Origin of the sequence: Pseudoflavonifractor sp. An44 (assembly GCF_002161675.1) — a bacterium.
GTDB classification, from domain to species: domain Bacteria; phylum Bacillota; class Clostridia; order Oscillospirales; family Oscillospiraceae; genus Enterenecus; species Enterenecus faecium.
Genome location: NZ_NFIH01000002.1, coordinates 1 through 20,401, shown reverse-complemented (window position 1 = coordinate 20,401; position 20,401 = coordinate 1). Strand labels below are relative to the sequence as shown.

Here is a 20,401-nt window from a genome sequence, read left to right as displayed (position 1 = left end):
GATCAATCCCACCTTTCCTGATCGCCTGTACCCACCGGGCACACCACCGACAGGGCTACCCGCTCCGGCACACACCACTGCTCCAGCATCGCTCTGGCATCCTCCCACTCAATGCTCTGGAAACACTGGGGGAAGTTCAGATACTCCTCACCCCGGAAATAGTTCTGGGCCAGCTCAATGCAGGTGTCCTCCAGGGAGTTGAGCCGCCGCACCATGCTGCCGTAGGCGGCCTTTTTCAGGCGCTCCCACAGCTCCGGGTCCAGACCCTCCCGGCACAGCCGCTGGGCCTCGGCCAGCACGGCATCCCGTACCGCCTTGGGGTCCCGGCTCTCGCCGCCTGCCATGAGGTAGGCACATCCCGGCACCGACTCGTAGTCTCCGCCGAAGCTGCTGTTGATGAGTCCCTCCTCATACAGCTTGGTGTACAGGGGCGCAGAGGCGCCAAAGAGCACGTCGCACACCAGTTCTCCCACCAGCTGCTGGCGAAGCTCCTGCCCCTCCGGGGCAGGGGTTCCCTTCACGCCCAGCTCGAACACCGGCACAGACACTGGCATCTCCCGCTGCACGTAGGACTGGGCCACCTGGACCGGCTCCTTTTGCCCCAGGTCCGCCTGACCCACGCCACCTCCGGTGTGGGTCACAATCTCCCGGGCCAGCTCCACCACCCGCTGGGGGTCCACAGAGCCCGCCACGCACAGCACCATGTTATCCGGGCGGTAAAAGGCCTCATGACAGCGGTACAGCACCTCCGGGGTGATCTGGGCAATGGATGCCTCGCTGCCTGCCACCCGCACCCGCACCGGGTGGTTTTGATACATGGCCTCCATGAGCTGGTAGTACACTTCCACATCCGGGTCGTCCAGGCACATCCGGATTTCCTGGGCAATAATGCCCTGCTCCTTGGCCACGCTCTCCTGAGTAAAATAAGGAGTGGTGACAAAACTCAGCAGGGTGCGCAGGTTATCCTCAAAGCCCCGGGTACATTCAAAATAGTACCCCGTGATGGCCGCAGCGGTAAAGGCATTGTCCACAGCCCCATTGGCAGCCATGATTTGCAGCACATTGCCCTCCTCGGAATCAAACATCTTGTGCTCCAGGAAGTGGGCCACTCCCGCCGGGGTGTCCACCCAGTGCCCGTCCTCGTTGTGAAAGCGCAGGTGCATGCCACCGTAACGGGTGGCAAAAAAGGCGAATTGTTTGGCGTATTCCGGCCGCACATCCACCAGAATCTCCAGCCCGTTTTCCAGGCGGTGGCGATGGATATTCTCGCCCAGCAGTTGATATTCCCGCAGTTCCATATCAGCCCTCCTCCCCAGTGAGATAATAAATGGTATCCAGCGCCAGCATTTGAGCCACCGCCACCACATCGGCATGGGTGACCTGCTCCACCTGCTGGGCCAGATCGTCCGGGCGGGTAGGGTCTCCCCCAGACAGCGCCGTGGACACCCCGTCGTCCTCCATCAGACCCTGGCTGTCCTTGCGGCTGACCAGGGCGTTGACCACCGAGCGGATGGCAGCTTCCAGCTCCTCCTGGGTGAAGTTCCCTTGACGGATGGCTTCCAGCTGGGCCAGGATGGCCTCCTTGGCCATGCCGAACTTGGCAAACTCCACCCCCGAGGACACCACCATCAGCCCCTTCACCTTATCCAGCATGGAGGAGGCGAAATAGCAAAGGCTCATCTTCTCCCGCACATTGGTAAACAGCTTGGAGTGGGCGGTGCCGCCGTACAGGGCGTTGCACACCAGCAGCGCCGCAAACTGGGGATGGTTCACCACCACCCCACCGGTGCGGAAGCCCAAGGCCAACTTACCCTGGGTGACATCCATGGCATCGGTGACCTCCCGCACCTCGCCGCTCTGGGGACGGCCCACCACCTGGCACACCACCGGAGCCTGTCTGGCAGAGAGCAGCGGAGCAAAGGAGTTAGCAATGGCCTGCTCCACCCGCTCCACATCGGCAGAACCACCATAATAAAAAGTAACACGGCTGGTCCGGAGCAGAGTCCGATAATGGTCCCACAGCTCCTGGGCCGTCATGCTGCGGGCGGTCTGGGCATCCCCCAGCTTGTCCACGGCATAGGCCTCCTGGGCGCACATCTCCTGTACCAGCCGGAAGATGGACCAGCCCCGCTTATCGTTGACCCGGGCAGCGATGCGGTCGGCCAGATTGGACCCTTCACTGGCCACAAAGTCCTGGGAAAACACCCCGTTCTCCGTGTAGGGGTCCAGCAGAATCTCCCCCACCAGAGCAAAGGCGGGCTCCAACACTGCCATACCGTCCAGGGCGTAGTGATCGTCAATAAAGCTGCATTGGAATCCCACACACTGGCTCTCTCCCCGCTGACGGACCGCAGGGCCCAGGGATGCGCCGTAGAGCTCGTCCGTGGCAGCGGACAGGCTCTCCATGTTGGGATGGTTCCGACTGCCCCGATACAGGACATCGGGAATTAAAGCGTAGGCCGTGGCGGTGTCCGCCCGCAGGGGCACCGTCAACGTCACGCTGAATACACCGGTTTTGAATTGGTTGGTTCGTGTCATGACCAACTCTACCCCGTCAGCCAGGGTTTTGTGGAATCGCTCCATACCGTTCCTCCTTCAGGGAATTTCAGTACGCATATTATACATCATTTTCTCCATCTTTCCACTATAAAAACAGCCACACCCCTTTCCACACGTTTCATTGCAGCAAAATCCACAACTACACTTTTGAGGGGAGGTTATTTTTGTTGTATTTGTCCAGGTATATGGAAAGTGTTTTCCCTTGACAGCCCGAGATGGCTATGGTATAGTATCCATTGTAAAGTTCGTCTGCTTTACAACCCGCGGTCAAGGAGGTGCTCACCATGAAGAATCAGGCGTACCGCATGTCGATGCTCTATGATTTTTATGGGGATCTGCTCACCGATCGTCAGAAAGAGTTCTTCGATCTCTACTACAACGACGACCTGTCCCTGTCCGAGATCGCCGAAAACTACGGCATCTCCCGCCAGGGTGTCCGGGACGTGATTGTCCGGGCAGAGGCCGCCATGGACGAGATTGAGGAGAAAACTCACCTCATCCGCCGCTTCCACCAGAGCCAGAAAGAACTGCTGGCCATTGACGAAGCGGCTGACCGACTACTCCAGGCTGTGCGAGCCGGGTCCTGTACCGCCTCTACCCTGGAGGAGATCGCCCTGAGTATTAAGGAACACACCGCCAAACTCAAACAGGAGTAAGCTATGGCATTTGAAAGCTTAACGGAAAAACTCTCCGCCACCTTCCGACGCCTGCGTGGCAAGGGCCGCATTAGCGAGGCGGACGTGAAGGTCGCCATGAAAGAGATCAAAATGGCTCTTTTGGAGGCGGACGTCAACTTTAAGGTGGTCAAGAACTTTGTGGCTTCTGTCACCGAGCGTGCCGTAGGCACCGACGTGCTGGAGTCCCTCACCCCTGCCCAGATGATCATCAAGATCGTCAATGAGGAGCTCACCTCTCTCATGGGCGGCGGGGACAGCAAGCTGGCCATCGCCTCTGCCCCTCCCACCGTGATCATGCTGGTGGGCTTGCAGGGTGCAGGTAAAACCACCAACGGCGCCAAACTGGCCGGATTGATGAAAAAGCAGGGCAAGCGCCCCCTGCTGGCCGCCTGTGACATCTACCGCCCCGCCGCCATCCGGCAGTTGGAAGTGGTGGGTGAGCAGCTGGACATCCCGGTCTTCCAGATGGGGCAGACCAACCCCGTTGACATTGCCAAAGCCGCCGTGGAGCATGCCAAAAAACATGGCAACGACATGGTGTTCTTGGATACCGCCGGCCGCCTGCACATTGACCAGGAGCTCATGGATGAGCTGAAGGCTGTGAAGGCTGCCGTCAACCCCACCGAGATCCTGCTGGTGGTGGACGCCATGATCGGCCAGGACGCCGTGAACGCCGCTAAGGCCTTCGACGACGCTCTGGACATTGACGGCGTGATGCTCACCAAGCTGGACGGCGACGCCCGAGGCGGCGCTGCTCTGTCCATCCGAGCCGTCACTGGCAAGCCCATCAAGTTTGCCGGCACCGGTGAGAAGCTGGACAACATCGAGGTGTTCCACCCCGACCGCATGGCCAGCCGTATTTTGGGCATGGGCGACGTGCTCTCCCTCATTGAGAAGGCCGAGCAGAGCCTGGACGCCAAAAAGGCCGCCGAACAGATGGAGCGCCTGCGCAAAAACAAGTTCACCTTGGCTGACTTCTATGACCAGCTGGTACAGGTGAAAAAGATGGGCTCCATGCAGGACATTGCCGCCATGCTCCCGGGCATGAACGGCAAGAAGCTGGACTTCAATGTGGACGAGGCCGGTCTGAGCAAGATCGAAGCCATCATCCAGTCCATGACCCCCTATGAGCGGGAGAATCCCTCCGTGCTCAACTCCAGCCGGAAAAAGCGCATTGCCGCCGGGTCCGGCACCCAGGTGGTGGATGTCAATCGCCTGCTCAAGCAGTTTGAGGCGATTCAGATGCTCACCCGCCAGTTCTCCAATCCCAAGAAGGCCAAAGGCCTGCTCAGCCGCATCAAAGGCATGGGATTGCCCTTTTAAGGTTGGTTTCTGTCCCCCACGGACATTGCCATATACATGCTAGAATCTATGGAGGTGAAGATACAATGGTTAAGATCAGACTGCGTCGTATGGGTGCTAAGAAGGCTCCCTTCTACCGCGTTGTGGTTGCCGATTCCCGCTATCCCCGGGATGGTCGTTTCATCGAGGAGCTGGGCACCTATGATCCCCGCCAGAATCCCGCTGCCGTCAACATCGACGTGGAGCGTGCTCAGGCTTGGATCAAGACCGGCGCTCAGCCCACCGACACCGTGCGTGACCTGCTGAAGAAGGCTGGCCTGTAAGCGCGCGATTGGAGGTCCTCATGAAGGAATTGCTCACTTATATTGCCCAAAACCTGGTGGAGCATCCGGACCAGGTTTCTGTGACCGAGCACGAGACTCCCGCAGAGACCGTTTTGGAACTGCGTGTAGCCGCTGAGGACATGGGCAAGGTGATCGGCCGTCAGGGCCGCATCGCCAAGGAGATTCGGGCGCTGATGCGCTCGGTTGCCCAGCGTCAGGGCAAAAAGGTATCCGTTGACATCATCGACTGATACAGCCGCTTAAGGCGGGGGCAAGCCCCCGCCTTTTTGATTTTGACACAAAGAGGTGAACCGATTATGATCCATCCCTATCTGGAGTGCGGCCAAATCGTCAACACCCACGGCATTCGCGGTGAGGTGAAAATCGTCCCCTGGGCGGACAGCGCCGATTTTCTCTGCCAGTTCTCCACCCTGTATATCGACGGCAAGCCGGTGAAGGTTTTGAATGCCCGGGTCCACAAAAACAGCGTCATCGCTCAGCTAGAGGGTGTGTCCGACGTAAACACCGCCATGCTGCTGAAAAACAAGGTGGTGCACATCCGCCGGGAGGACGCCAACCTGCCCGAGGGCACCTTCTTCCTGGCTGACATCATCGGCCTGGACGTGGTGGACGAGAACGGTGTGAAGCTGGGCACTCTAAAAGACATTCTCTCTCCCTCCCGCCAGCAGGTGTATGTGGTGGAAGGGGAGCGTCAAATTCTCATCCCCGCCGTGCCGGAGTTTATTCTGGAGACCAATGTGGACGGGGGTTATATCAAGGTTCGCCTCATTGAGGGGATGTGAGAGGCATGTATCACATTGATATTATGACCCTGTTCCCTGACACCGTGGGGGACGTGCTCAGCGAGTCCATTTTGGGCCGTGCCCAGGAACGGGACTACATCCGCATCCTCACCCATCAAATTCGGGACTACACCAAAAACAAGCAAAAGCAGGTGGATGATTACCCCTATGGCGGCGGCCAGGGGGCCATTCTCCAGGCAGACCCCCTCTACCAGTGCTGGGACCACATCTGCCAGGAGCGCCAGTGCCGCCCCCACACCATCTACCTCTCCCCTTGCGGCAAGACCTTCACCCAGGAGGACGCCCGCCGTCTGGCCCGGGAGTACGATCACCTGATTCTGGTGTGCGGCCACTACGAGGGCATTGATCAGCGGTTCATTGACGGGTATGTGGACGAGGAGATCTCCCTGGGGGACTTTGTCCTCACCGGCGGAGAGATCGCCGCCATGGCGGTGGCAGACGCTGTGTGCCGCCTCATCCCTGGGGTTCTCTCCCATGACGCCTGTTTTGAGGACGAGAGCCACTGGAACGGCATGCTGGAATACCCCCAGTACTCCCGCCCCGCCCAGTGGCACGGCATGGAGGTACCCAAGGTGCTCACCTGCGGAGACCACAAGAAGGTGGAGCGTTGGCGGCGTAAGCAGTCCATCCTCCGCACCCGGGACCGCCGCCCCGACCTGTACGCCCAGTTGGACCTGTCCTCCAAGGAGGACCAGAAGCTGCTGGCAGAAATCCGGGCGGAGGAGCTGCTCCGCCCCCTCCCCCATCCCGTCTACTCCGTCCCGGCCACGCCGGAGCTGTGGGCCTCCATTCCCTGGCCCCACACCGACGCTATGCCCCCTCACAGCTACCTGCTGTGTCACGGACCAGAACCCGCGGCCTGCTTCTCCCTGGAACCCCTGGAGGCAAAGGAGGATTTGGGCATTCAGGACGGCAAGTGGTCTGCTCCGGAGCGCAGCATGCTCCTCACCCTCCACGGCCAGGACCCTGCCCTCCTCCACACCGACCTGGTGGACAAGCTGCTGGACCGGGCGGAGGATCTGGCCAGACAGGCAGGCAGCCCCTGGCTACGCATGGCCGTGAGCAAGAAGGACAAGGAACTGCTGGCCCACATGAAGGCCGTGAGTTTTCAGTATCGTGGAAACCTGGAGTACCAAGGCGAACGCCGGGTGGCCTACGAACTGCGTTTGAAATAACAAAGGGAGGTGCCTGCCATGATTTTGGGCATTGATGCCGGAACCAGCGCCGTGAAGCTGGCGGTGCTGGACGGAGACCGCATCTGTACCACCTACTATCAATCCAACTGCGGCACCAGCGCTCACACCCTCCAGCAGGCCCTGGAGCGCTCCGGCATCCGCTCCCTTCCCATCACCCATGTGGCCGTCACCGGGCTCAACGGCTCCCGCTGCGGAGCGGATGCCCTGGGCCTGCCCCTGTGCACCGTGTCCGAGCTGGACGCCATCGGCTGCGGCGGCTGCTTTCTGTCCGGGAAGGACGATGCCCTGGTGGTGAACATGGGCACGGGCACCACCTTTGTTCTGGCCCGCAACGGCGCTTACACCCACCTGGGCGGCACAGGCATTGGGGGCGGCACCCTCATGGGCCTGGGGCGAGGCCTTCTAGGGGTCCACACCCCGGATGAGCTGTTTCAGCTGGCCAATGAGGGCGATTTGGGGCAGGTGGATCTGCGTATTGGAGACCTATTTGAGGGCTCGGAGACTCTAGACCCCAGCCTCACCTCCTCCAATCTGGCCAAGGCCTCCCCCGACTCCACCCGGGCAGACTGGTCTGCCGGGCTGTTAAACTTGGTTTTGGAGTGCACCGGCACCATGGCCATGCTGGCCTGCGGGGCCCACCAGGTGTCTGACGTGGTGCTGCTGGGGGCTCTGACCAAGCTCCCCCAGGCCAAGGCCCGCTTCCAAGTCTTCACCCAATTCTACGCCCCCAACTATGTCATCGCGCCCCATGCCGATTGCGCCACCGCCATCGGCACAGCCCTGCTGGCAAAGGAGAACACATCATGGATTTGACCAATCTTTCTGATATTAAGGCCCTGCTGGCCCGCCATGGATTTCACTTTTCCAAGTCCATGGGCCAGAACTTTCTCATTGAGGACTGGGTGCCCCGGGACATCGCCCACAGCGCCCAGCTGGATGAGAGCTGCGGCGTGCTGGAGATTGGTCCCGGCATCGGCCCCCTCACCGTCCAGCTGGCCCAACAGGCGGGCAAAGTGGTGTCAGTGGAGCTGGACCGCTCCCTGCTCCCCATTTTGGAGGAGACCGTGGGCGGCTATGACAATGTGGAGATCGTCCCCGGCGACGTGATGAAGCTGAACATCCCCCAACTGGTAGAGGAGAAGTTTCAGGGGCTCACCCCCATGGCCTGCGCCAATCTGCCCTACAACATCACCACCCCCGTCATCACCCTGCTGCTGGAGAGCGGCTGTTTCCGCCGGGTCACGGTGATGATTCAGCGAGAGGTAGCCAAGCGCATCTGTGCCCAGCCCGGCACCTCCGACTTCGGGGCCTTCTCCCTGTTCTGTCAGTACCACGCCGTGTGCGAGTACCTCTTTGAAGTTCCCGCCCAGTGCTTCCTCCCCGCCCCCAAGGTGACTTCTGCGGTGATCGGCATGACCCTGCGGGACACTCCCCCGGTGGACTGTCCCCCCAAGCAGTTGTTCTCCGTCATCCGGGCTGCCTTCGCCCAGCGGAGAAAGACCCTTCTTAACGCTCTGTCCTCGGCCTACGGCAGCCAGCTGTCCAAAGAGCAGCTGCGAAACGTGCTGACCGAGTGCGGATTTACAGAGACGGTCCGTGGCGAGCAGCTGGACCTGGAGGAGTTCTCCCGTCTGGCCCACACCCTATACGCTCATATGTAATATTCAGCCCTTCTGTAATATTCAGCCCTTCCCGGCCTTTTCCCTGGGAAGGGCTGTCACTTTGCCCTTTGGGGCATACACTGGGATGAAGGAGGTAACATCATGCCTATCATTTATCTATCTCCCTCCACCCAGGAGAATAACTTATACGTCAACGGCGGCAGCGAAGAGGAGTGGATGAACCGCCTTGCCGATGCCATGATTCCATACCTGGAGGCCACCGGGATTCGATACAGCCGAAACACCCCGGATATGACGGCTGCGTCCTCCATCCGGGCCTCCAACGCAGGAAACTACGACCTGCACCTGGCGCTGCACTCCAACGCCTCTCCAGAGGGAGAATATGGCCAGAACCGAGGTGTCCTGGTGTTCCACTACCCGGGCAGCGTCCAGGGTACCAAAGCCGCCACCATTATGGCCGACCATCTGCGGGAGATCTACCCCTTACCGGACAAAGTGCGGGTGGAGCCCACTCGAACCATCGGAGAGGTGCGGCTCACCCGGGCCCCCTCCGTCTTTTTGGAGCTGGGCTACCATGACAACCTGGATGACGCCGTGTGGGTACAGACCAATCTGGACCTCATCGCCCGGACCATCGTCCAGGCCCTGGCGGAATACTTCCAAATTCCCTTCCTGGCACCTAACGCCCCTCGTCAGGGGGTGGTGGACGTGAGTTGGGGGCACCTGAACATCCGTTCCCGCCCCTCCCTGTCCGCCCCCGTCATTGCCAAGGCCTATGACGGGGCCATCTTGACCATCCTCAACCAGTGGCAGGACTGGTACCTGGTCTCCTTTGACGGGACAGAAGGATATGCAAGCGCAGATTTCATCACCTTGGTTTGAGCCCCTCGCCCCTGAGGTTTGCATCCCGCCCGAACACGTCTGGATACAGCTGGACCACTCTGACCACGCCATGCCCGCCTGGTTTCTCCTGCAAACCCTGGCATCCCAGCCCCATAATTCCATACCCAAATTACCCCAGGATCGGGTGTGAGGGCTTATTCACAATTTCTTCAAAAAAACTTCAAAGAATATCCACTCACACAATCTGGGATGTGGTATCCTAACAGTGTCAGAAATGACAACTCCTCCCTCTCTCTTTTGAAAACCATGCCTCCTCCATCTCGCCCACGATGGAGGAGGCAACTTTTTTGTTTTTCACGACACCGGAAAATCATCTCTGGGAATTTTGAAAAATAGGGTTGACAAATGCCCATCCCCGTGGTAAGATAATCAAGCTTTTGAGCCTCGCCTCTGCCACGAAGGCACGACAGGAATGCTGGTGTAGCTCAGTTGGTAGAGCAGCTGATTCGTAATCAGCAGGTCGCGTGTTCAAGTCACGTCACCAGCTCCAAAAGCTTTTCATACGCGGCTGTAGCTCAGCTGGATAGAGTGTTTGGCTACGAACCAAAAGGTCGGGGGTTCGAATCCCTCCAGCCGTACCAAGAATCTCGAATGCGTTTGCATTCGAGATTCTTGTTTTTTCATCCCATTCAGAAGGTGAAGGTGGATCATATGAATCACGAAATGGGGCTGTACCCCGAAAATTTTGAAACCGTCAAATCCGGGCAAAAGCGTCGGGAGTACCGTTTATATGATGAGAAACGGCAAAACATCCGCCCCGGAGACACCATCACATTTTATAACACGGAGTCCAACAAACGGGTCACCGTACTGGTGGAAAGCCTGCACATTTATGGAGACTTCAAAACCTGCTATCAGGATTTCTGGGAAGAGGATTTTGCAGACCGAGACCAACTATAACAAGTCAAGCAGCATTAAGTGAATAATGAAGTGAATAAGCAGTGTTCTTTTTCAAAAGAGCGAAGATCGTTCTCACCAATTTTTTTGCAACATGAGAACAAATGACATTGTAGTGCTTGCCTTCAGAGACTTTCTTTTGATAATAGGTAGCGAAATTTGGATTGTTTACGATTGTGCTTCTCGCAGCCATGAGGAGTGCCCAGCGCAAATAAGGAGAGCCCCTCTTTACCATCGTGCCGGATGCTGGTGTATACTTACCAGACTGGTACACGCTGGGCTCCAGCCCTGCAAAAGCAAGGACTTTCTCAGGGGCTGCAAACCGTCCAATGTCCCCTAGTTCTGCCAGAATCATGGCACCAAGTACAAATCCAATCCCTGGAATGGTCGTAATTGGAGAATTGATTTGATTCATGATGTTCTGAATAGATGCTTCATAGCGACGAATATAAGCGGTGTTCAATTCTATCTGATCGAGATAGTATTGAATCTCCAACGTCTTTGTCTCTGAGTGGCAACCAACAGAGTGCTTGGCCAATTCCATTAACATAGCCGCCTTTTCATCGCCTAAACGATGTCTGGATGCTTCGTAGAGGATTTTGGAAACTGTGCTCTTCCTGGCGGTGGCAAGTTTTTGGGCAGAAGGATATTTGCGTAGGATTGCAATGGCCGCTGTTCCAAATACATTGCTGAATGCTGTGTGGAATTCTGGAAATACACAGATAAGAAGCGCTTTCAATTTCGCTTTTGCCTTAGAACGTTCTCTTACAGCAGAAAATCTTGCTCTGGTTAGTGACTTCAACTCCGAAATGTGGTATGATACCTGCGGATCGGGTTCTGGAAGCTCCCGTGCAAGGTAAGATGCCAGGAAACAGGCATCGGACTGATCTGTTTTTGTTTTTCTTAGAGTGGTTGCTTGAATGCTCTTTTTAATGAGCAGAGGATTGAAGGTGCGAATTTCATATCCATTACGCCTGAGAAATGCACACAGATTGTCACCATAAATGCCGGTGCTTTCCAACCCGATCTTTGTTTGTCCCTGGTCAGCGTACTTTTTACACACACGGAGCAACAAAGCAAATCCGGCTTTGGTGTTTGGAAATGAAAAACTCTCCAATTTCTTGTTCTGTTCACTTAGAATACAGCAGTCATGTTTTTCTGATGCAACGTCAATTCCAACATAAATCATGATGTATACCTCGTTTCGTGATTTGCGCTGTGATCCACATGCGTCTTGCCGAGTAACCTTGCTCGATATAAAACGTCCATGCGTTATCCAACTCATTAACTCTTAAGCAAGACGTTGTGGTTGTAGCCTCAGTCAACCAGTCTGCAAGCAGCTGTAAGGGATTAGAACCACTCCACAACGCTTGCTTTGAGTATACATCACTTATTCACCTTTTTCTCTACCACTTAATTATACAAGGAATTACGGTGGAACAACTGGTTCAAGACACCTATCGGGGCTGGTGGTCCAAGGAGAAGGAAGAAACATACGGCTGTGTGGTAATCAAGTTCAAGCCACTGTAAGTTCTCGAAGCTCAATGGCAAGCTCTTTGCAAAGGCATCTGTTTTTTCAGATGCCTTTTTTGTCGTTTTCGTACCTCATCTTGGCAGTCCCGCCCTGTTTCACCCTGTGTTTCACTTCACTTTTTTGGGATTGATGGCATACTTTTTTGCAATTACGAATTGCATCTTGCTGCTATTTCGTGTATAATAGGCCGAATATATAAGTAGAAGTAACACGAGGAGTGAGAAATTTGAAATTACTGGTGAAAGGTGGACATGTGGTTGACCCCTCCACCGGCCTGAATCAAATCTGTGATATATTGATTGACAACGGACGGATTTCCGCTGTGGGCGAATCCCTGACCACCCCCGAGGAGCACTGCTCCACGCTGGACGCCAGCGGTCTGGTGGTTGCCCCCGGTCTGGTGGACCTCCACGTCCACCTGCGAGAGCCCGGCCAGGAAGATAAAGAGACCATTGCCACCGGGTGCGCTGCCGCCGCCCGTGGCGGCGTGACCACCCTGGTGGCCATGCCCAACACCCGCCCTGCTACCGACTGCCCCGAAGTGGTCGCCCTGGTGAAGGAGAAGGCCGCCCACACGGGTATCCACGTCTATCCCGCTGGCGCTGTCACCCAGGGCCAGAAGGGCGAAGCTCTCACCGACTTCCAGGCCCTTTGGAAAGCGGGCGTACCCGCCTTCACCGACGACGGCGTACCCGTCCAGAACCTGGCTCTGCTGCGCCAGGCCATGCAGCAGGCCCGCACCTTGGGTCTGCCCATTCTGGACCACTGCGAAGATAAGGACATGGTACGCAACTACGCCGTCAACGAGGGTGTAGTCTCCCGCCAGTTGGGCCTCCCCGGCCGCCCCGCCATCGCCGAGGAATTGCAGGTGATGCGGGATGTGATGCTGGCCAAGGAAACGGGAGCCCGGGTGCACATCTGCCACATCTCCACCGCTGGCACTGTGAACATCATCCGCCGGGCCAAGGCGGAGGGTGTGGCCGTCACCTGTGAGACCTGCCCCCAGTACTTCATTCTCACCGAGGAAGAGGTGCTGCGCCAGGGCACCATGGCCCGAGTCAATCCCCCGCTGAGAACGGCAGCCGATCGGGCCGCCATTCTGGAGGGTTTGAAGGACGGCACCATTGACGCCATTGTCACCGACCACGCCCCCCACTGCGCCTGGGAAAAGGCCCAGCCCCTGGAGAAAGCCCCCAGCGGCATGGTGGGTCTGGAGACCTCTCTGGGCCTCGCCCTCACCTACCTCTATCACGCCGGCCACATGTCCCTGATGAAGGTGATTGACCGCATGAGCACCACCCCCGCCTCCCTGCTCCGGCTGCCCGGCGGCACCCTCCAGGAGGGCCGTCCTGCGGATTTGGTGCTCTTCGACCCCGACCAGGTCTGGACGGTGAACCGGGACACCTTCGCATCCAAGGGCCGCAACACCCCCTTCCACGGTTTCCAGCTGAAAGGCAAAGTGAAATATACCATTTCGATGGGTCAGATCATTTATCAGGAGGATGAAAGAGATGTCATTTGATGTTTTGCAGGAAAAGATCCGTGAGAAAGCCAATCCCACCGTGGCCGGTCTGGATGCCCGCGTGGAGTACATTCCCCCTCACATTCTGAAAAAGCACACCGACCGTCTGGGCGAGACCCTGGAAGCCGCCGCCGAGGCAGTGGCCGAGTTCGACTGCGGTCTCATTGACGCCCTCTGTGACGTGGTCCCCGCCGTCAAGCCCCAGGCCGCCTATTTCGAGATGCTGGGCTGGCGTGGCATGAAGGTGATGGAGGACGTGATGGCCTACGCCAAGAGCAAGGGTCTGTACGTCATCGCCGACATCAAGCGGGGCGACATCGGCACCACCGCCACCGCCTACGCCGAGGGCTGGCTGGGCACCACCCAGGTGGGCAGCGCCAACCTCTCCGCCTTCGACGCCGACTGTGTAACCCTCAACGGCTACATGGGCTCTGACGCCATCAAGCCCTTCCTCAAGGAGTGCGTGGCCCGCAACAAGTCCGCCTTCGTGCTGGCCAAGACCTCCAATCCCTCCTCTGTGGAGCTCCAGGACATGGTGGCCGGTGACCGTGTGGTGTACACCGTCATGGGTGACCTCATCGAGCGCTGGGGCAAGGACACCGAGGGTACCTGCGGCTATCAGGCTCTGGGCGCTGTGGTGGGCGCCACCCACCCCTCCGTGCTCAAGGAACTGCGCCGCCGTCTGCCCAAAACTTTCTTCCTGGTCCCCGGCTACGGCGCTCAGGGCGGCACTGCCGAGGACGTGCGCAACGCCTTTGACGAGCTGGGCCGCGGCGCCATCATCAACGCCTCCCGCTCCATCATGTGCGCCTGGAAAAAGACCGACAACAACGGTCTGGACTACCAGGAGGCCGCCCGTGCCGCCGCTGAGAAGATGCGGGACGAGCTGAAGGAATACATCACCGTGCGCTAAGCCAAGAGAGGGAGAGAAGAGATATGACTGTAGAACAACGCTGCACCATCGTGGAGGCCGTACACCTCCCCTCCGGTGGTGTGTCCATGACCTTCCAGAGCCACGGCATGGCCGCCCAGATCACCCGTCCCGGACAGTTTGTCCACGTGCGCTGTGGGGAAGGCCTGCTGCTGCGCCGCCCCATCTCCATTTGCAGCTGGTCTGTGGAAGGAGACCTTATCCGCATGGTCTTTGAGGCCCGGGGTGAGGGCACCCGCTGGCTGGCTCAGCGCCAGGTGGGAGAAGAGCTGGATGTGCTGGGCCCCCTGGGCCACGGCTTCCAGATGGAGCCCCAGGGCCGCTACCTGCTGGTGGGCGGCGGCATCGGTGTACCCCCCATGCTGGGTTGTGCCAAGCACGCCGGGGCAAACAATACCGCCATTCTGGGCTTCCGCTCCCAGGCCAACGCCATGCTGGTGGAGGAGTTTGCCACCTGCTGCGGCCAGGTGCGCGTGGCCACCGACGACGGCTCCATGGGCCACCACGGTTTTGTGGACGCCCTGGTGCGAGAGGAGCTGGAGCGCAATTCCGACTACACCGCCGTACTGGCCTGCGGCCCCAAGCCCATGCTCCGCTCGGTAGCCAAGGTGGCTGAGGCCATGGGCGTACCCTGCCAGGTCTCCATGGAGGAGCGTATGGGCTGCGGCGTGGGTGCCTGCCTGGTCTGCGCCTGTAAGAGCGCGGACGGACACCAGAAGCACGTGTGTAAAGACGGACCTGTATTTGACTCCAAGGAGGTGTCCTGGGATGACTGAACCCTGCATGAAGGTCAATTTGGCCGGTGTGGAACTGAAAAACCCCGTGGTTGTGGCCTCCGGTACCTTCGGCTTCGGCCGGGAGTACGGCCAGTTCTACGATCTGTCCGAGCTGGGTGGCATCTGTGTCAAGGGCCTTACTGCCCAGCGCCGGGAGGGCAATCCCGCCCCCCGCATTGCAGAGACTCCCATGGGTATCCTCAACTCCGTGGGCCTGCAAAACCCCGGCGTAGACGCCTTTATCGCCGAAGAGCTGCCTTTCCTGCGTCAGTATGACGTGAAGGTCATCGCCAACATCTCGGGCAACACCCCCGAGGAGTACGGCGAGATGTGCGAGAAGCTGTCTGCCGCTGGCGTAGATATGATCGAGGTGAACATCTCCTGCCCCAACGTCAAGGCCGGCGGGTTGGCTTACGGCACCAAGCCCGAGCTGGCCGCCGAGGTCACCCACATGGCCAAGTCCCACTCCACCGTCCCCGTGATGGTGAAGCTCTCCCCCAATGTCACCGACATCACTGAGATCGCTCGGGCTGTGGCAGACGCTGGGGCCGACGCCCTCTCCCTCATCAACACCCTGCGTGGCATGCGCATTGACATCAACACCCGCCGTCCCATTCTGAAAATGAACACCGGTGGTCTGTCCGGCCCCGCCGTGCTCCCCGTGGCCGTGCGCATGGTCTGGGAAGTGGCCCAGGCTGTGAACCTGCCCATTCTGGGTATGGGCGGCGTGTCCAAGGCCGACGATGCCGCCCAGCTGATGCTGGCCGGCGCCTCCGCTGTGGCGGTGGGCACCGCCTGTTTTGCTGACCCCTACACCCCTGTGAAGGTACGGGACGGTCTGAAGGAGCTGGCCCAGGCTCAGGGTCTGGAGTCCATTACCCAACTCACTGGCGGCGTGCGCCCCTGGTAATTTCCTGACGAGAGAAGAGAGAACAACCAACATGACCACAATTTATCTCATCCGTCATGCCCAGGCGGAGGGCAATCTGTACCGCCGTTGTCACGGCTGGTACGATGGCCTGCTCACTCCCCTGGGCTACCGTCAGGTTCAGGCCCTCGCCAAGCGTTTTGAAAACGTCCACGTGGACGCCGTCTACTCCAGCGACCTGACCCGCACCATGGAGACCTCCAAGGCCATCTGTCTGTCCCGGGGCTTGCCGCTGTGTGTGGACGCGGACCTGCGGGAAGTGGGGGCCGGCTGCTGGGAAGACCACAGCTGGGGCGAGATTCTCCACGCCGAGCCGGAGAGCCTCCGCCAGTTCCTCCTCTGCGATCCCCAGTGGCACGTGGATGGCAGCGAGACCTTCCCCGGCGTCCAGGAGCGCATGATGTGCGCCATCACCAGCATTGCCGCCTCCCACCCCGATCAGACGGTGGCGGTATTCTCCCACGGCAGCGCCATCCGGGCCGGAATCTCCGGCTGGCTGGGCGTCCCTGTGGAGGAGATGGGCTATATGCCTCTGGGTGACAACACCTGTGTGGCCAAGCTCCAGTTCCAGAACGACCAGGTGAACATCTGCTACTACAACGACAACAGCCACCTGGGTGATCTGGCCAACCGCATCCACCCCAAGGACAACTCTGGGTCCGACATGCTGGATGCCATGCGGCACAACAGTCTACGGTTCCGCCCCTTGCAGCTGCCCAAAGAGGAGACCCTGTATCAGCAGGCTCGGGAAGAGGCCTGGATGACCAGCCACGGCACCATGGACCACTTTGACGGCGCCGCCTTCCTGGACGTGATGAAGAAAAATTCCGAGTACGCCCCGGAGAGTGTTCTGGTGGCTCTGCTGGGCGACGAGCCCGCCGGGATTTTGCAAATGGACTGGCAGCAGCAGGCGGAAGAAGGCGTAGGCCGCATTCCCTTCTTCTGTATGCTCCCCCCCTACCGTTCCAAGGGCCTGGGGGTACAGATGTTGGGCCAGGCCATCTCCTGCTACCGAAAGTTGGGCCGCAAGCGTCTTCTACTCCGCTGCGCCCCGGAGAACCAGCGGGCCAAGTCCTTCTACCTCCGCCATGACTTCCATAAGATTGGCGAAGAGCCCGGAGGCACCGGCGTGCTGGACACCATGGAAAAGTACATCAGCTATCAATAAGACAGAAAGCAGCTGCCAAGGCAACCCCCTGGCAGCTGCTTGTTTTATTTCATGGACTCGCTGGCCTCGTCTTTCATGCGGTTCATCTCATCTTGGGCCTTGTCGGCGGCATCGTCAATGCCCCGTTTCACGTCATCCACGCCCTGCTCCACGTCGTCTTTCACGTCGTCTACCCCGTTCTCCACGTCCTGCTTGATGTCGTCCAGGCCGTCTTCCACCCGCTCATCCGGGTCCGGGGTGGAATCCGGTGTGCCGTCGTTGTTTTCATCGTTGGTTCCCCCGGCTCCGCCCCCCTGATCGGCGTCGTTGGGCACCTGGGTGGCAGGCACCGCCTCAGGCGTGGTTTTCACCGGATCGTTGGACGAACATCCGGCAAATACAAACGTGGCCATTACCACCAACAAGAAAACAGAAAGTCTGCGTTTCATATCCTCACACTCCTTTTCGTGATACTAGAAGTATGGGATAAAAATTGAAAAATAATTAAGAAATTTTTTCTTGCTTCCCAGCTATCTGTGTAGTATCATGAGGAAAAGCTCATCCTATGAGCGTCACTTAAAGGAGGTAACAATATGGAACTCAAGGGAAGCAAGACTGAGGCCAATCTGTGGGCAGCATTTGCCGGTGAGAGCCAGGCACGCAACAAATACACCTACTTCGCCAGCAAGGCTAAGAAGGAGGGTTATGAGCAGATCTCCGCTCTGTTTACCGAGACTGCCAACAACGAGAAGGAGCACGCCAAGATCTGGTTCAAGGAGCTGGGCGGCATTGGTAACACCCGTGAAAACCTGAAGGCTGCCGCCGAGGGTGAGAACTACGAGTGGGTGACCATGTATAAGGAGATGGCCGAGACCGCCCGTGAGGAGGGCTTCGACCGCATCGCCGCTCTGTTCGAAGGGGTCGCCGTCATCGAGAAGGAGCACGAGGAGCGCTACCTGAAGCTGCTGGCCAACCTGGAGAACGACATGGTCTTCTCCGCCGGTGAGCAGACCGTGTGGATCTGCCGCAACTGCGGCCACGTCCACGTGGGCAACGATGCTCCCCAGGTCTGCCCCGTGTGCGCTCATCCCCAGGCCTACTTTGAGCGCCGCTGCATGAACTACTAATTGATCCGTCAATTACAAAAATTCCCCTGTGCTTTGCAGCACAGGGGAATTTTTTGTCCGTAACATCAAGCTTCCGGCTTGATGAGATACTCGTCCAGGTCCACGGGGGTGGCGTCGGACCACAGGCGCTCCAGCGCGTAGAACTCCCGGGCCTCCTCGGTGAACACGTGCACCACAATGGCGGAGTAGTCCAGCAGAGTCCACTGGCCGCCCCGGTGCCCCTCCACGTGGTGGGGTTCCTCCCCTGCCTTGGTCATGGCGTCCTCCACAGCGTCGGACAGAGCCTTGACCTGGGTGTTGGAGGTGCCGGTGCAGATGACAAAGTAATCGGCCAGGGTGGTCTGGTCGGCGGTGTAGAGCACCTTAATGTCCTTGCCCTTCTTGGCGTCCAGGGCCCGAACGGCCAGTGCGATCATTTCCTTTGAAGTTAACAATGATATTTCTCCTTTCACAGACACCCCTCAGGGGTGTCCGGTTCTCAAGTTTCTTTCAGCCAGTTGTAGGCCTCCAGGGTATTGCAGTGAATGGGCTGGTTGCGCTCCCGCATGTCCTCCATGGACATCTCCACGCCCATGAGCATAGCCGCCTTCAAGTCCCGGTATGCCAGCTCTCGCATCTCCTCCACGCCCTCAAAGGCCCGGTTGGGCTCAATATAGTCGGCCATGTAGAGAATCATCTCTTCCAGGGTCATGTTGGCCCGCCCGGTGGTGTGATACGAGATGGCCTGGACCACAGCCTGCTCCTGCCCAAAGACATGCTCCGCCAGAGCAGCCCCGCTCTTGGAGTGAAGCAGCTTTTCCGATCTGCGCTCCATCTCGTCCAAGGGGAACCCATACCGGTCACAGATGGCCAGGTGCTGCTCCAGGGGGAAATACTTGGTGCAGTCGTGGAGAATCCCCGCCCGGCGCATCTGGTCCACATCAGCGCCCCAGCGGCGTGCCAGCTGCACCGCCTCCTCCTCGGTCCCCTTGATGTGGGCCAGGCGCTTGGCCTTGACCATGGAGTTGGACACGCACCGCAGTTCCTCCACCGACAGTTGGGCCAGATTGGCATGGGTGTGATAGAGGTGCTCCCGCAGGATATAGCCGTATACCTGCTGGGAGAGGTGTTGCATCCCCTCACCCTGGGGCAGCTGGCTGCGAATCTGGGTGGAGGAGACCTCCCGCAAATCGGGAATCTCAATCACCTGAACTCGGGCGTTATAGCGCTGGGTCAGGGTTGCACAATGGGTATGGCAGCGGTCCATATCCTCCCGGGTGCGGGCAAAGGCACAGATGCCCGCCAGTTCCATGATACGCTGGGGAAGATGCCAGTCCTCCAGGGAGAGGAACATGTCCGAGCCCATAAGCAGCCACAGCTCATCCTCTGGCCACCGCTCCACTGCCTGCTCCAGGGTGTCCACGGTATAGCTCTTTCCCTCCCGTCTGAGCTCCACGTCCCATACCTCTGCCTTGGGACCCAGCTGGTCCGCTGTCATTGCGGTCATGGCCATGCGCTGCTGCGGGGTAGGGCTGCCGGGGGGCAGCTGCTTATGGGGAGGTTGACTGTTGGGCACCAACACCAGCCGGTCCAGGTTCAGGCTGTCTATGGCAGCCCGGGCTGCGGCCATGTGGCCCAGATGCGGGGGATTGAAGCTTCCGCCGTAAATGCCGATTCTCATCTTCCCATCACATTCCTTTCCCATTTGAATGATCTCTATGTCAACCGGAGTTTACTTGACCAATTTGATGCGCTTGTCCTTCTCCTTGCTGTGGGTTTCCCGGTACAGCACAAACTTGGTGCCGATGACCTGCACCACTTGGCTGCGGGTGGCACGAGCCAGCTCCTCGGCGCCCTCCCGGGCGGAGAGCATGGAGTTTTCCAGCACCTTGCCCTTGATGAGCTCCCGGGCCTCCAAGGCGTCGTCGGCCTGGCGGATGAGGTTGTCTCCAATGCCGTCCTTGCCGATGTGCAGGATGGTGTCGATGTTGTTGGCCAGCCCACGCAGCTGGGCCCGTTGCTTGCTTGTCAAATCCATATTTATGACCATTCCTTTCCGCTGCGCTCCAAGGCACCAAAGGAATATGAAACCCGGTACCTCTAACGCAGCCAGTCGTAATTTGTTAGAATAGGCTTGAGGAAGCAGGCACACTA

At 58.7% G+C, this 20,401-nt stretch carries 23 protein-coding genes and 2 tRNA genes; 18 read left to right on the top strand and 7 right to left on the bottom strand.

Annotation, left to right across the window (positions count from 1 at the left end; translation table 11 throughout):
• Window positions 1-2 precede the first annotated feature (2 nt).
• A complete protein-coding gene (locus tag B5F98_RS01120) occupies window positions 3-1,298 on the bottom strand; it encodes a pitrilysin family protein (RefSeq protein ID WP_087369268.1) in 1,296 nt (431 codons plus the stop codon).
• Between the two features lies 1 nt (window position 1,299).
• Window positions 1,300-2,583 carry a pitrilysin family protein gene (locus tag B5F98_RS01115; RefSeq protein ID WP_087369267.1) on the bottom strand — a complete coding sequence of 428 codons (1,284 nt, stop codon included), beginning with the start codon at window positions 2,581-2,583 and terminating at the stop codon, window positions 1,300-1,302.
• Between the two features lie 260 nt (window positions 2,584-2,843).
• Here B5F98_RS01115 and ylxM point away from each other — a divergent pair, with 260 nt between their 5' ends.
• The 12 genes from ylxM (at window position 2,844) to B5F98_RS01055 (ending at window position 10,306) form a co-directional block, all read left to right on the top strand.
• Window positions 2,844-3,215 carry a YlxM family DNA-binding protein gene (ylxM, locus tag B5F98_RS01110; RefSeq protein WP_087229773.1) on the top strand — a complete coding sequence of 124 codons (372 nt, stop codon included), beginning with the start codon at window positions 2,844-2,846 and terminating at the stop codon, window positions 3,213-3,215.
• 3 nt (window positions 3,216-3,218) lie between these two features.
• Entirely contained in the window at window positions 3,219-4,559 is a 1,341-nt protein-coding gene (gene ffh, locus B5F98_RS01105; RefSeq protein ID WP_087369266.1) for a signal recognition particle protein, read from the top strand.
• Window positions 4,560-4,624: 65 nt separating this feature from the next.
• Complete coding sequence (rpsP, locus tag B5F98_RS01100; RefSeq protein ID WP_087229767.1) at window positions 4,625-4,861, top strand: 30S ribosomal protein S16; 237 nt, start codon at window positions 4,625-4,627, stop codon at window positions 4,859-4,861.
• A gap of 20 nt (window positions 4,862-4,881) precedes the next feature.
• Window positions 4,882-5,112: a KH domain-containing protein gene (locus B5F98_RS01095; protein WP_162607922.1), complete on the top strand. Its 231-nt coding sequence runs from the start codon at window positions 4,882-4,884 to the stop codon at window positions 5,110-5,112.
• Between the two features lie 66 nt (window positions 5,113-5,178).
• On the top strand, window positions 5,179-5,664 hold the full coding sequence (rimM, locus tag B5F98_RS01090; RefSeq protein WP_087369265.1) for a ribosome maturation factor RimM: 486 nt from the start codon (window positions 5,179-5,181) through the stop codon (window positions 5,662-5,664).
• Window positions 5,665-5,669: 5 nt separating this feature from the next.
• Window positions 5,670-6,860, top strand: coding sequence for a tRNA (guanosine(37)-N1)-methyltransferase TrmD (gene trmD, locus B5F98_RS13505; protein ID WP_087369264.1), 1,191 nt, complete (start codon window positions 5,670-5,672; stop codon window positions 6,858-6,860).
• A gap of 18 nt (window positions 6,861-6,878) precedes the next feature.
• Window positions 6,879-7,694, top strand: coding sequence for a hypothetical protein (locus B5F98_RS01080; protein ID WP_087369263.1), 816 nt, complete (start codon window positions 6,879-6,881; stop codon window positions 7,692-7,694).
• Window positions 7,685-8,542, top strand: a complete 858-nt coding sequence (gene rsmA, locus B5F98_RS01075) for a 16S rRNA (adenine(1518)-N(6)/adenine(1519)-N(6))-dimethyltransferase RsmA (protein ID WP_087369262.1) — start codon at window positions 7,685-7,687, stop codon at window positions 8,540-8,542. Before B5F98_RS01080 ends, rsmA begins: the two co-directional genes overlap by 10 nt.
• Before the next feature lie 102 nt (window positions 8,543-8,644).
• Window positions 8,645-9,385 carry an SH3 domain-containing protein gene (locus B5F98_RS01070; protein WP_087229749.1) on the top strand — a complete coding sequence of 247 codons (741 nt, stop codon included), beginning with the start codon at window positions 8,645-8,647 and terminating at the stop codon, window positions 9,383-9,385.
• A 435-nt stretch (window positions 9,386-9,820) separates the two neighbouring features.
• A tRNA-Thr gene (locus tag B5F98_RS01065) sits at window positions 9,821-9,896 on the top strand.
• A gap of 14 nt (window positions 9,897-9,910) precedes the next feature.
• Window positions 9,911-9,987 (top strand) — tRNA-Arg (locus B5F98_RS01060).
• Window positions 9,988-10,057: 70 nt separating this feature from the next.
• Window positions 10,058-10,306, top strand: coding sequence for an ASCH domain-containing protein (locus B5F98_RS01055; protein ID WP_087369261.1), 249 nt, complete (start codon window positions 10,058-10,060; stop codon window positions 10,304-10,306).
• A 4-nt stretch (window positions 10,307-10,310) separates the two neighbouring features.
• Here B5F98_RS01055 and B5F98_RS01050 read toward each other — a convergent pair whose 3' ends face one another.
• The gene (locus tag B5F98_RS01050; RefSeq protein WP_158099742.1) at window positions 10,311-11,492 is read right to left on the bottom strand and encodes an IS110 family transposase; all 1,182 of its coding nucleotides are present in this window, start codon (window positions 11,490-11,492) and stop codon (window positions 10,311-10,313) included.
• A gap of 571 nt (window positions 11,493-12,063) precedes the next feature.
• Here B5F98_RS01050 and B5F98_RS01045 point away from each other — a divergent pair.
• From B5F98_RS01045 to B5F98_RS01025, 5 genes are read left to right on the top strand one after another with little or no spacing between them, the layout of a single operon-like run.
• Window positions 12,064-13,359 carry a dihydroorotase gene (locus B5F98_RS01045; protein ID WP_087229743.1) on the top strand — a complete coding sequence of 432 codons (1,296 nt, stop codon included), beginning with the start codon at window positions 12,064-12,066 and terminating at the stop codon, window positions 13,357-13,359.
• The gene (gene pyrF, locus B5F98_RS01040) at window positions 13,349-14,272 is read left to right on the top strand and encodes an orotidine-5'-phosphate decarboxylase (RefSeq protein WP_087369259.1); all 924 of its coding nucleotides are present in this window, start codon (window positions 13,349-13,351) and stop codon (window positions 14,270-14,272) included. The genes B5F98_RS01045 and pyrF overlap by 11 nt, the downstream gene beginning before the upstream one ends.
• 23 nt (window positions 14,273-14,295) lie before the next feature.
• On the top strand, window positions 14,296-15,066 hold the full coding sequence (locus B5F98_RS01035; RefSeq protein ID WP_087369258.1) for a dihydroorotate dehydrogenase electron transfer subunit: 771 nt from the start codon (window positions 14,296-14,298) through the stop codon (window positions 15,064-15,066).
• Entirely contained in the window at window positions 15,059-15,976 is a 918-nt protein-coding gene (locus B5F98_RS01030) for a dihydroorotate dehydrogenase (RefSeq protein ID WP_087369257.1), read from the top strand. The genes B5F98_RS01035 and B5F98_RS01030 overlap by 8 nt, the downstream gene beginning before the upstream one ends.
• 31 nt (window positions 15,977-16,007) lie before the next feature.
• Window positions 16,008-17,162 (top strand): bifunctional histidine phosphatase family protein/GNAT family N-acetyltransferase, encoded by a 1,155-nt coding sequence (locus tag B5F98_RS01025; RefSeq protein ID WP_087369256.1) that lies wholly within the window; start codon window positions 16,008-16,010, stop codon window positions 17,160-17,162.
• A gap of 44 nt (window positions 17,163-17,206) precedes the next feature.
• Here the strand turns inward: B5F98_RS01025 and B5F98_RS01020 are convergent, their stop codons facing one another.
• The gene (locus tag B5F98_RS01020) at window positions 17,207-17,590 is read right to left on the bottom strand and encodes a YtxH domain-containing protein (protein ID WP_087369255.1); all 384 of its coding nucleotides are present in this window, start codon (window positions 17,588-17,590) and stop codon (window positions 17,207-17,209) included.
• Window positions 17,591-17,734: 144 nt separating this feature from the next.
• Here B5F98_RS01020 and rbr point away from each other — a divergent pair, with 144 nt between their 5' ends.
• Window positions 17,735-18,268 (top strand): rubrerythrin, encoded by a 534-nt coding sequence (rbr, locus tag B5F98_RS01015; RefSeq protein WP_087229723.1) that lies wholly within the window; start codon window positions 17,735-17,737, stop codon window positions 18,266-18,268.
• Between the two features lie 65 nt (window positions 18,269-18,333).
• On the opposite strand, the gene rsfS is transcribed toward rbr, so the two are convergent.
• The 3 genes from rsfS to yhbY all read right to left on the bottom strand — a co-directional run bounded on the left by rsfS (window position 18,334) and on the right by yhbY (window position 20,285).
• On the bottom strand, window positions 18,334-18,684 hold the full coding sequence (gene rsfS, locus B5F98_RS01010; protein ID WP_087369254.1) for a ribosome silencing factor: 351 nt from the start codon (window positions 18,682-18,684) through the stop codon (window positions 18,334-18,336).
• 62 nt (window positions 18,685-18,746) lie between these two features.
• Window positions 18,747-19,928 (bottom strand): bis(5'-nucleosyl)-tetraphosphatase (symmetrical) YqeK, encoded by a 1,182-nt coding sequence (gene yqeK / locus B5F98_RS01005; protein WP_087369253.1) that lies wholly within the window; start codon window positions 19,926-19,928, stop codon window positions 18,747-18,749.
• Between the two features lie 51 nt (window positions 19,929-19,979).
• The gene (yhbY, locus tag B5F98_RS01000; RefSeq protein ID WP_087229713.1) at window positions 19,980-20,285 is read right to left on the bottom strand and encodes a ribosome assembly RNA-binding protein YhbY; all 306 of its coding nucleotides are present in this window, start codon (window positions 20,283-20,285) and stop codon (window positions 19,980-19,982) included.
• Window positions 20,286-20,401: the final 116 nt, after the last annotated feature.

What these genes read in the sequence shown, in the direction of transcription:
- ylxM (WP_087229773.1), top strand. Translation starts at nt 2,844, where the DNA reads ATGAAGAATCAGGCGTACCGCATGTCGATGCTCTATGATTTTTATGGG.
- B5F98_RS01115 (WP_087369267.1), bottom strand. Translation starts at nt 2,583, where the DNA reads ATGGAGCGATTCCACAAAACCCTGGCTGACGGGGTAGAGTTGGTCATG.
- B5F98_RS01080 (WP_087369263.1), top strand. Translation starts at nt 6,879, where the DNA reads ATGATTTTGGGCATTGATGCCGGAACCAGCGCCGTGAAGCTGGCGGTG.
- B5F98_RS01050 (WP_158099742.1), bottom strand. Translation starts at nt 11,492, where the DNA reads ATGATTTATGTTGGAATTGACGTTGCATCAGAAAAACATGACTGCTGT.
- pyrF (WP_087369259.1), top strand. Translation starts at nt 13,349, where the DNA reads ATGTCATTTGATGTTTTGCAGGAAAAGATCCGTGAGAAAGCCAATCCC.
- B5F98_RS01035 (WP_087369258.1), top strand. Translation starts at nt 14,296, where the DNA reads ATGACTGTAGAACAACGCTGCACCATCGTGGAGGCCGTACACCTCCCC.
- yqeK (WP_087369253.1), bottom strand. Translation starts at nt 19,928, where the DNA reads ATGAGAATCGGCATTTACGGCGGAAGCTTCAATCCCCCGCATCTGGGC.
- trmD (WP_087369264.1), top strand. Translation starts at nt 5,670, where the DNA reads ATGTATCACATTGATATTATGACCCTGTTCCCTGACACCGTGGGGGAC.
- ffh (WP_087369266.1), top strand. Translation starts at nt 3,219, where the DNA reads ATGGCATTTGAAAGCTTAACGGAAAAACTCTCCGCCACCTTCCGACGC.
- rsfS (WP_087369254.1), bottom strand. Translation starts at nt 18,684, where the DNA reads ATGATCGCACTGGCCGTTCGGGCCCTGGACGCCAAGAAGGGCAAGGAC.
- rsmA (WP_087369262.1), top strand. Translation starts at nt 7,685, where the DNA reads ATGGATTTGACCAATCTTTCTGATATTAAGGCCCTGCTGGCCCGCCAT.
- B5F98_RS01095 (WP_162607922.1), top strand. Translation starts at nt 4,882, where the DNA reads ATGAAGGAATTGCTCACTTATATTGCCCAAAACCTGGTGGAGCATCCG.
- rpsP (WP_087229767.1), top strand. Translation starts at nt 4,625, where the DNA reads ATGGTTAAGATCAGACTGCGTCGTATGGGTGCTAAGAAGGCTCCCTTC.
- B5F98_RS01055 (WP_087369261.1), top strand. Translation starts at nt 10,058, where the DNA reads ATGAATCACGAAATGGGGCTGTACCCCGAAAATTTTGAAACCGTCAAA.
- B5F98_RS01030 (WP_087369257.1), top strand. Translation starts at nt 15,059, where the DNA reads ATGACTGAACCCTGCATGAAGGTCAATTTGGCCGGTGTGGAACTGAAA.
- B5F98_RS01025 (WP_087369256.1), top strand. Translation starts at nt 16,008, where the DNA reads ATGACCACAATTTATCTCATCCGTCATGCCCAGGCGGAGGGCAATCTG.
- B5F98_RS01020 (WP_087369255.1), bottom strand. Translation starts at nt 17,590, where the DNA reads ATGAAACGCAGACTTTCTGTTTTCTTGTTGGTGGTAATGGCCACGTTT.
- rimM (WP_087369265.1), top strand. Translation starts at nt 5,179, where the DNA reads ATGATCCATCCCTATCTGGAGTGCGGCCAAATCGTCAACACCCACGGC.
- yhbY (WP_087229713.1), bottom strand. Translation starts at nt 20,285, where the DNA reads ATGGATTTGACAAGCAAGCAACGGGCCCAGCTGCGTGGGCTGGCCAAC.
- rbr (WP_087229723.1), top strand. Translation starts at nt 17,735, where the DNA reads ATGGAACTCAAGGGAAGCAAGACTGAGGCCAATCTGTGGGCAGCATTT.
- B5F98_RS01070 (WP_087229749.1), top strand. Translation starts at nt 8,645, where the DNA reads ATGCCTATCATTTATCTATCTCCCTCCACCCAGGAGAATAACTTATAC.
- B5F98_RS01120 (WP_087369268.1), bottom strand. Translation starts at nt 1,298, where the DNA reads ATGGAACTGCGGGAATATCAACTGCTGGGCGAGAATATCCATCGCCAC.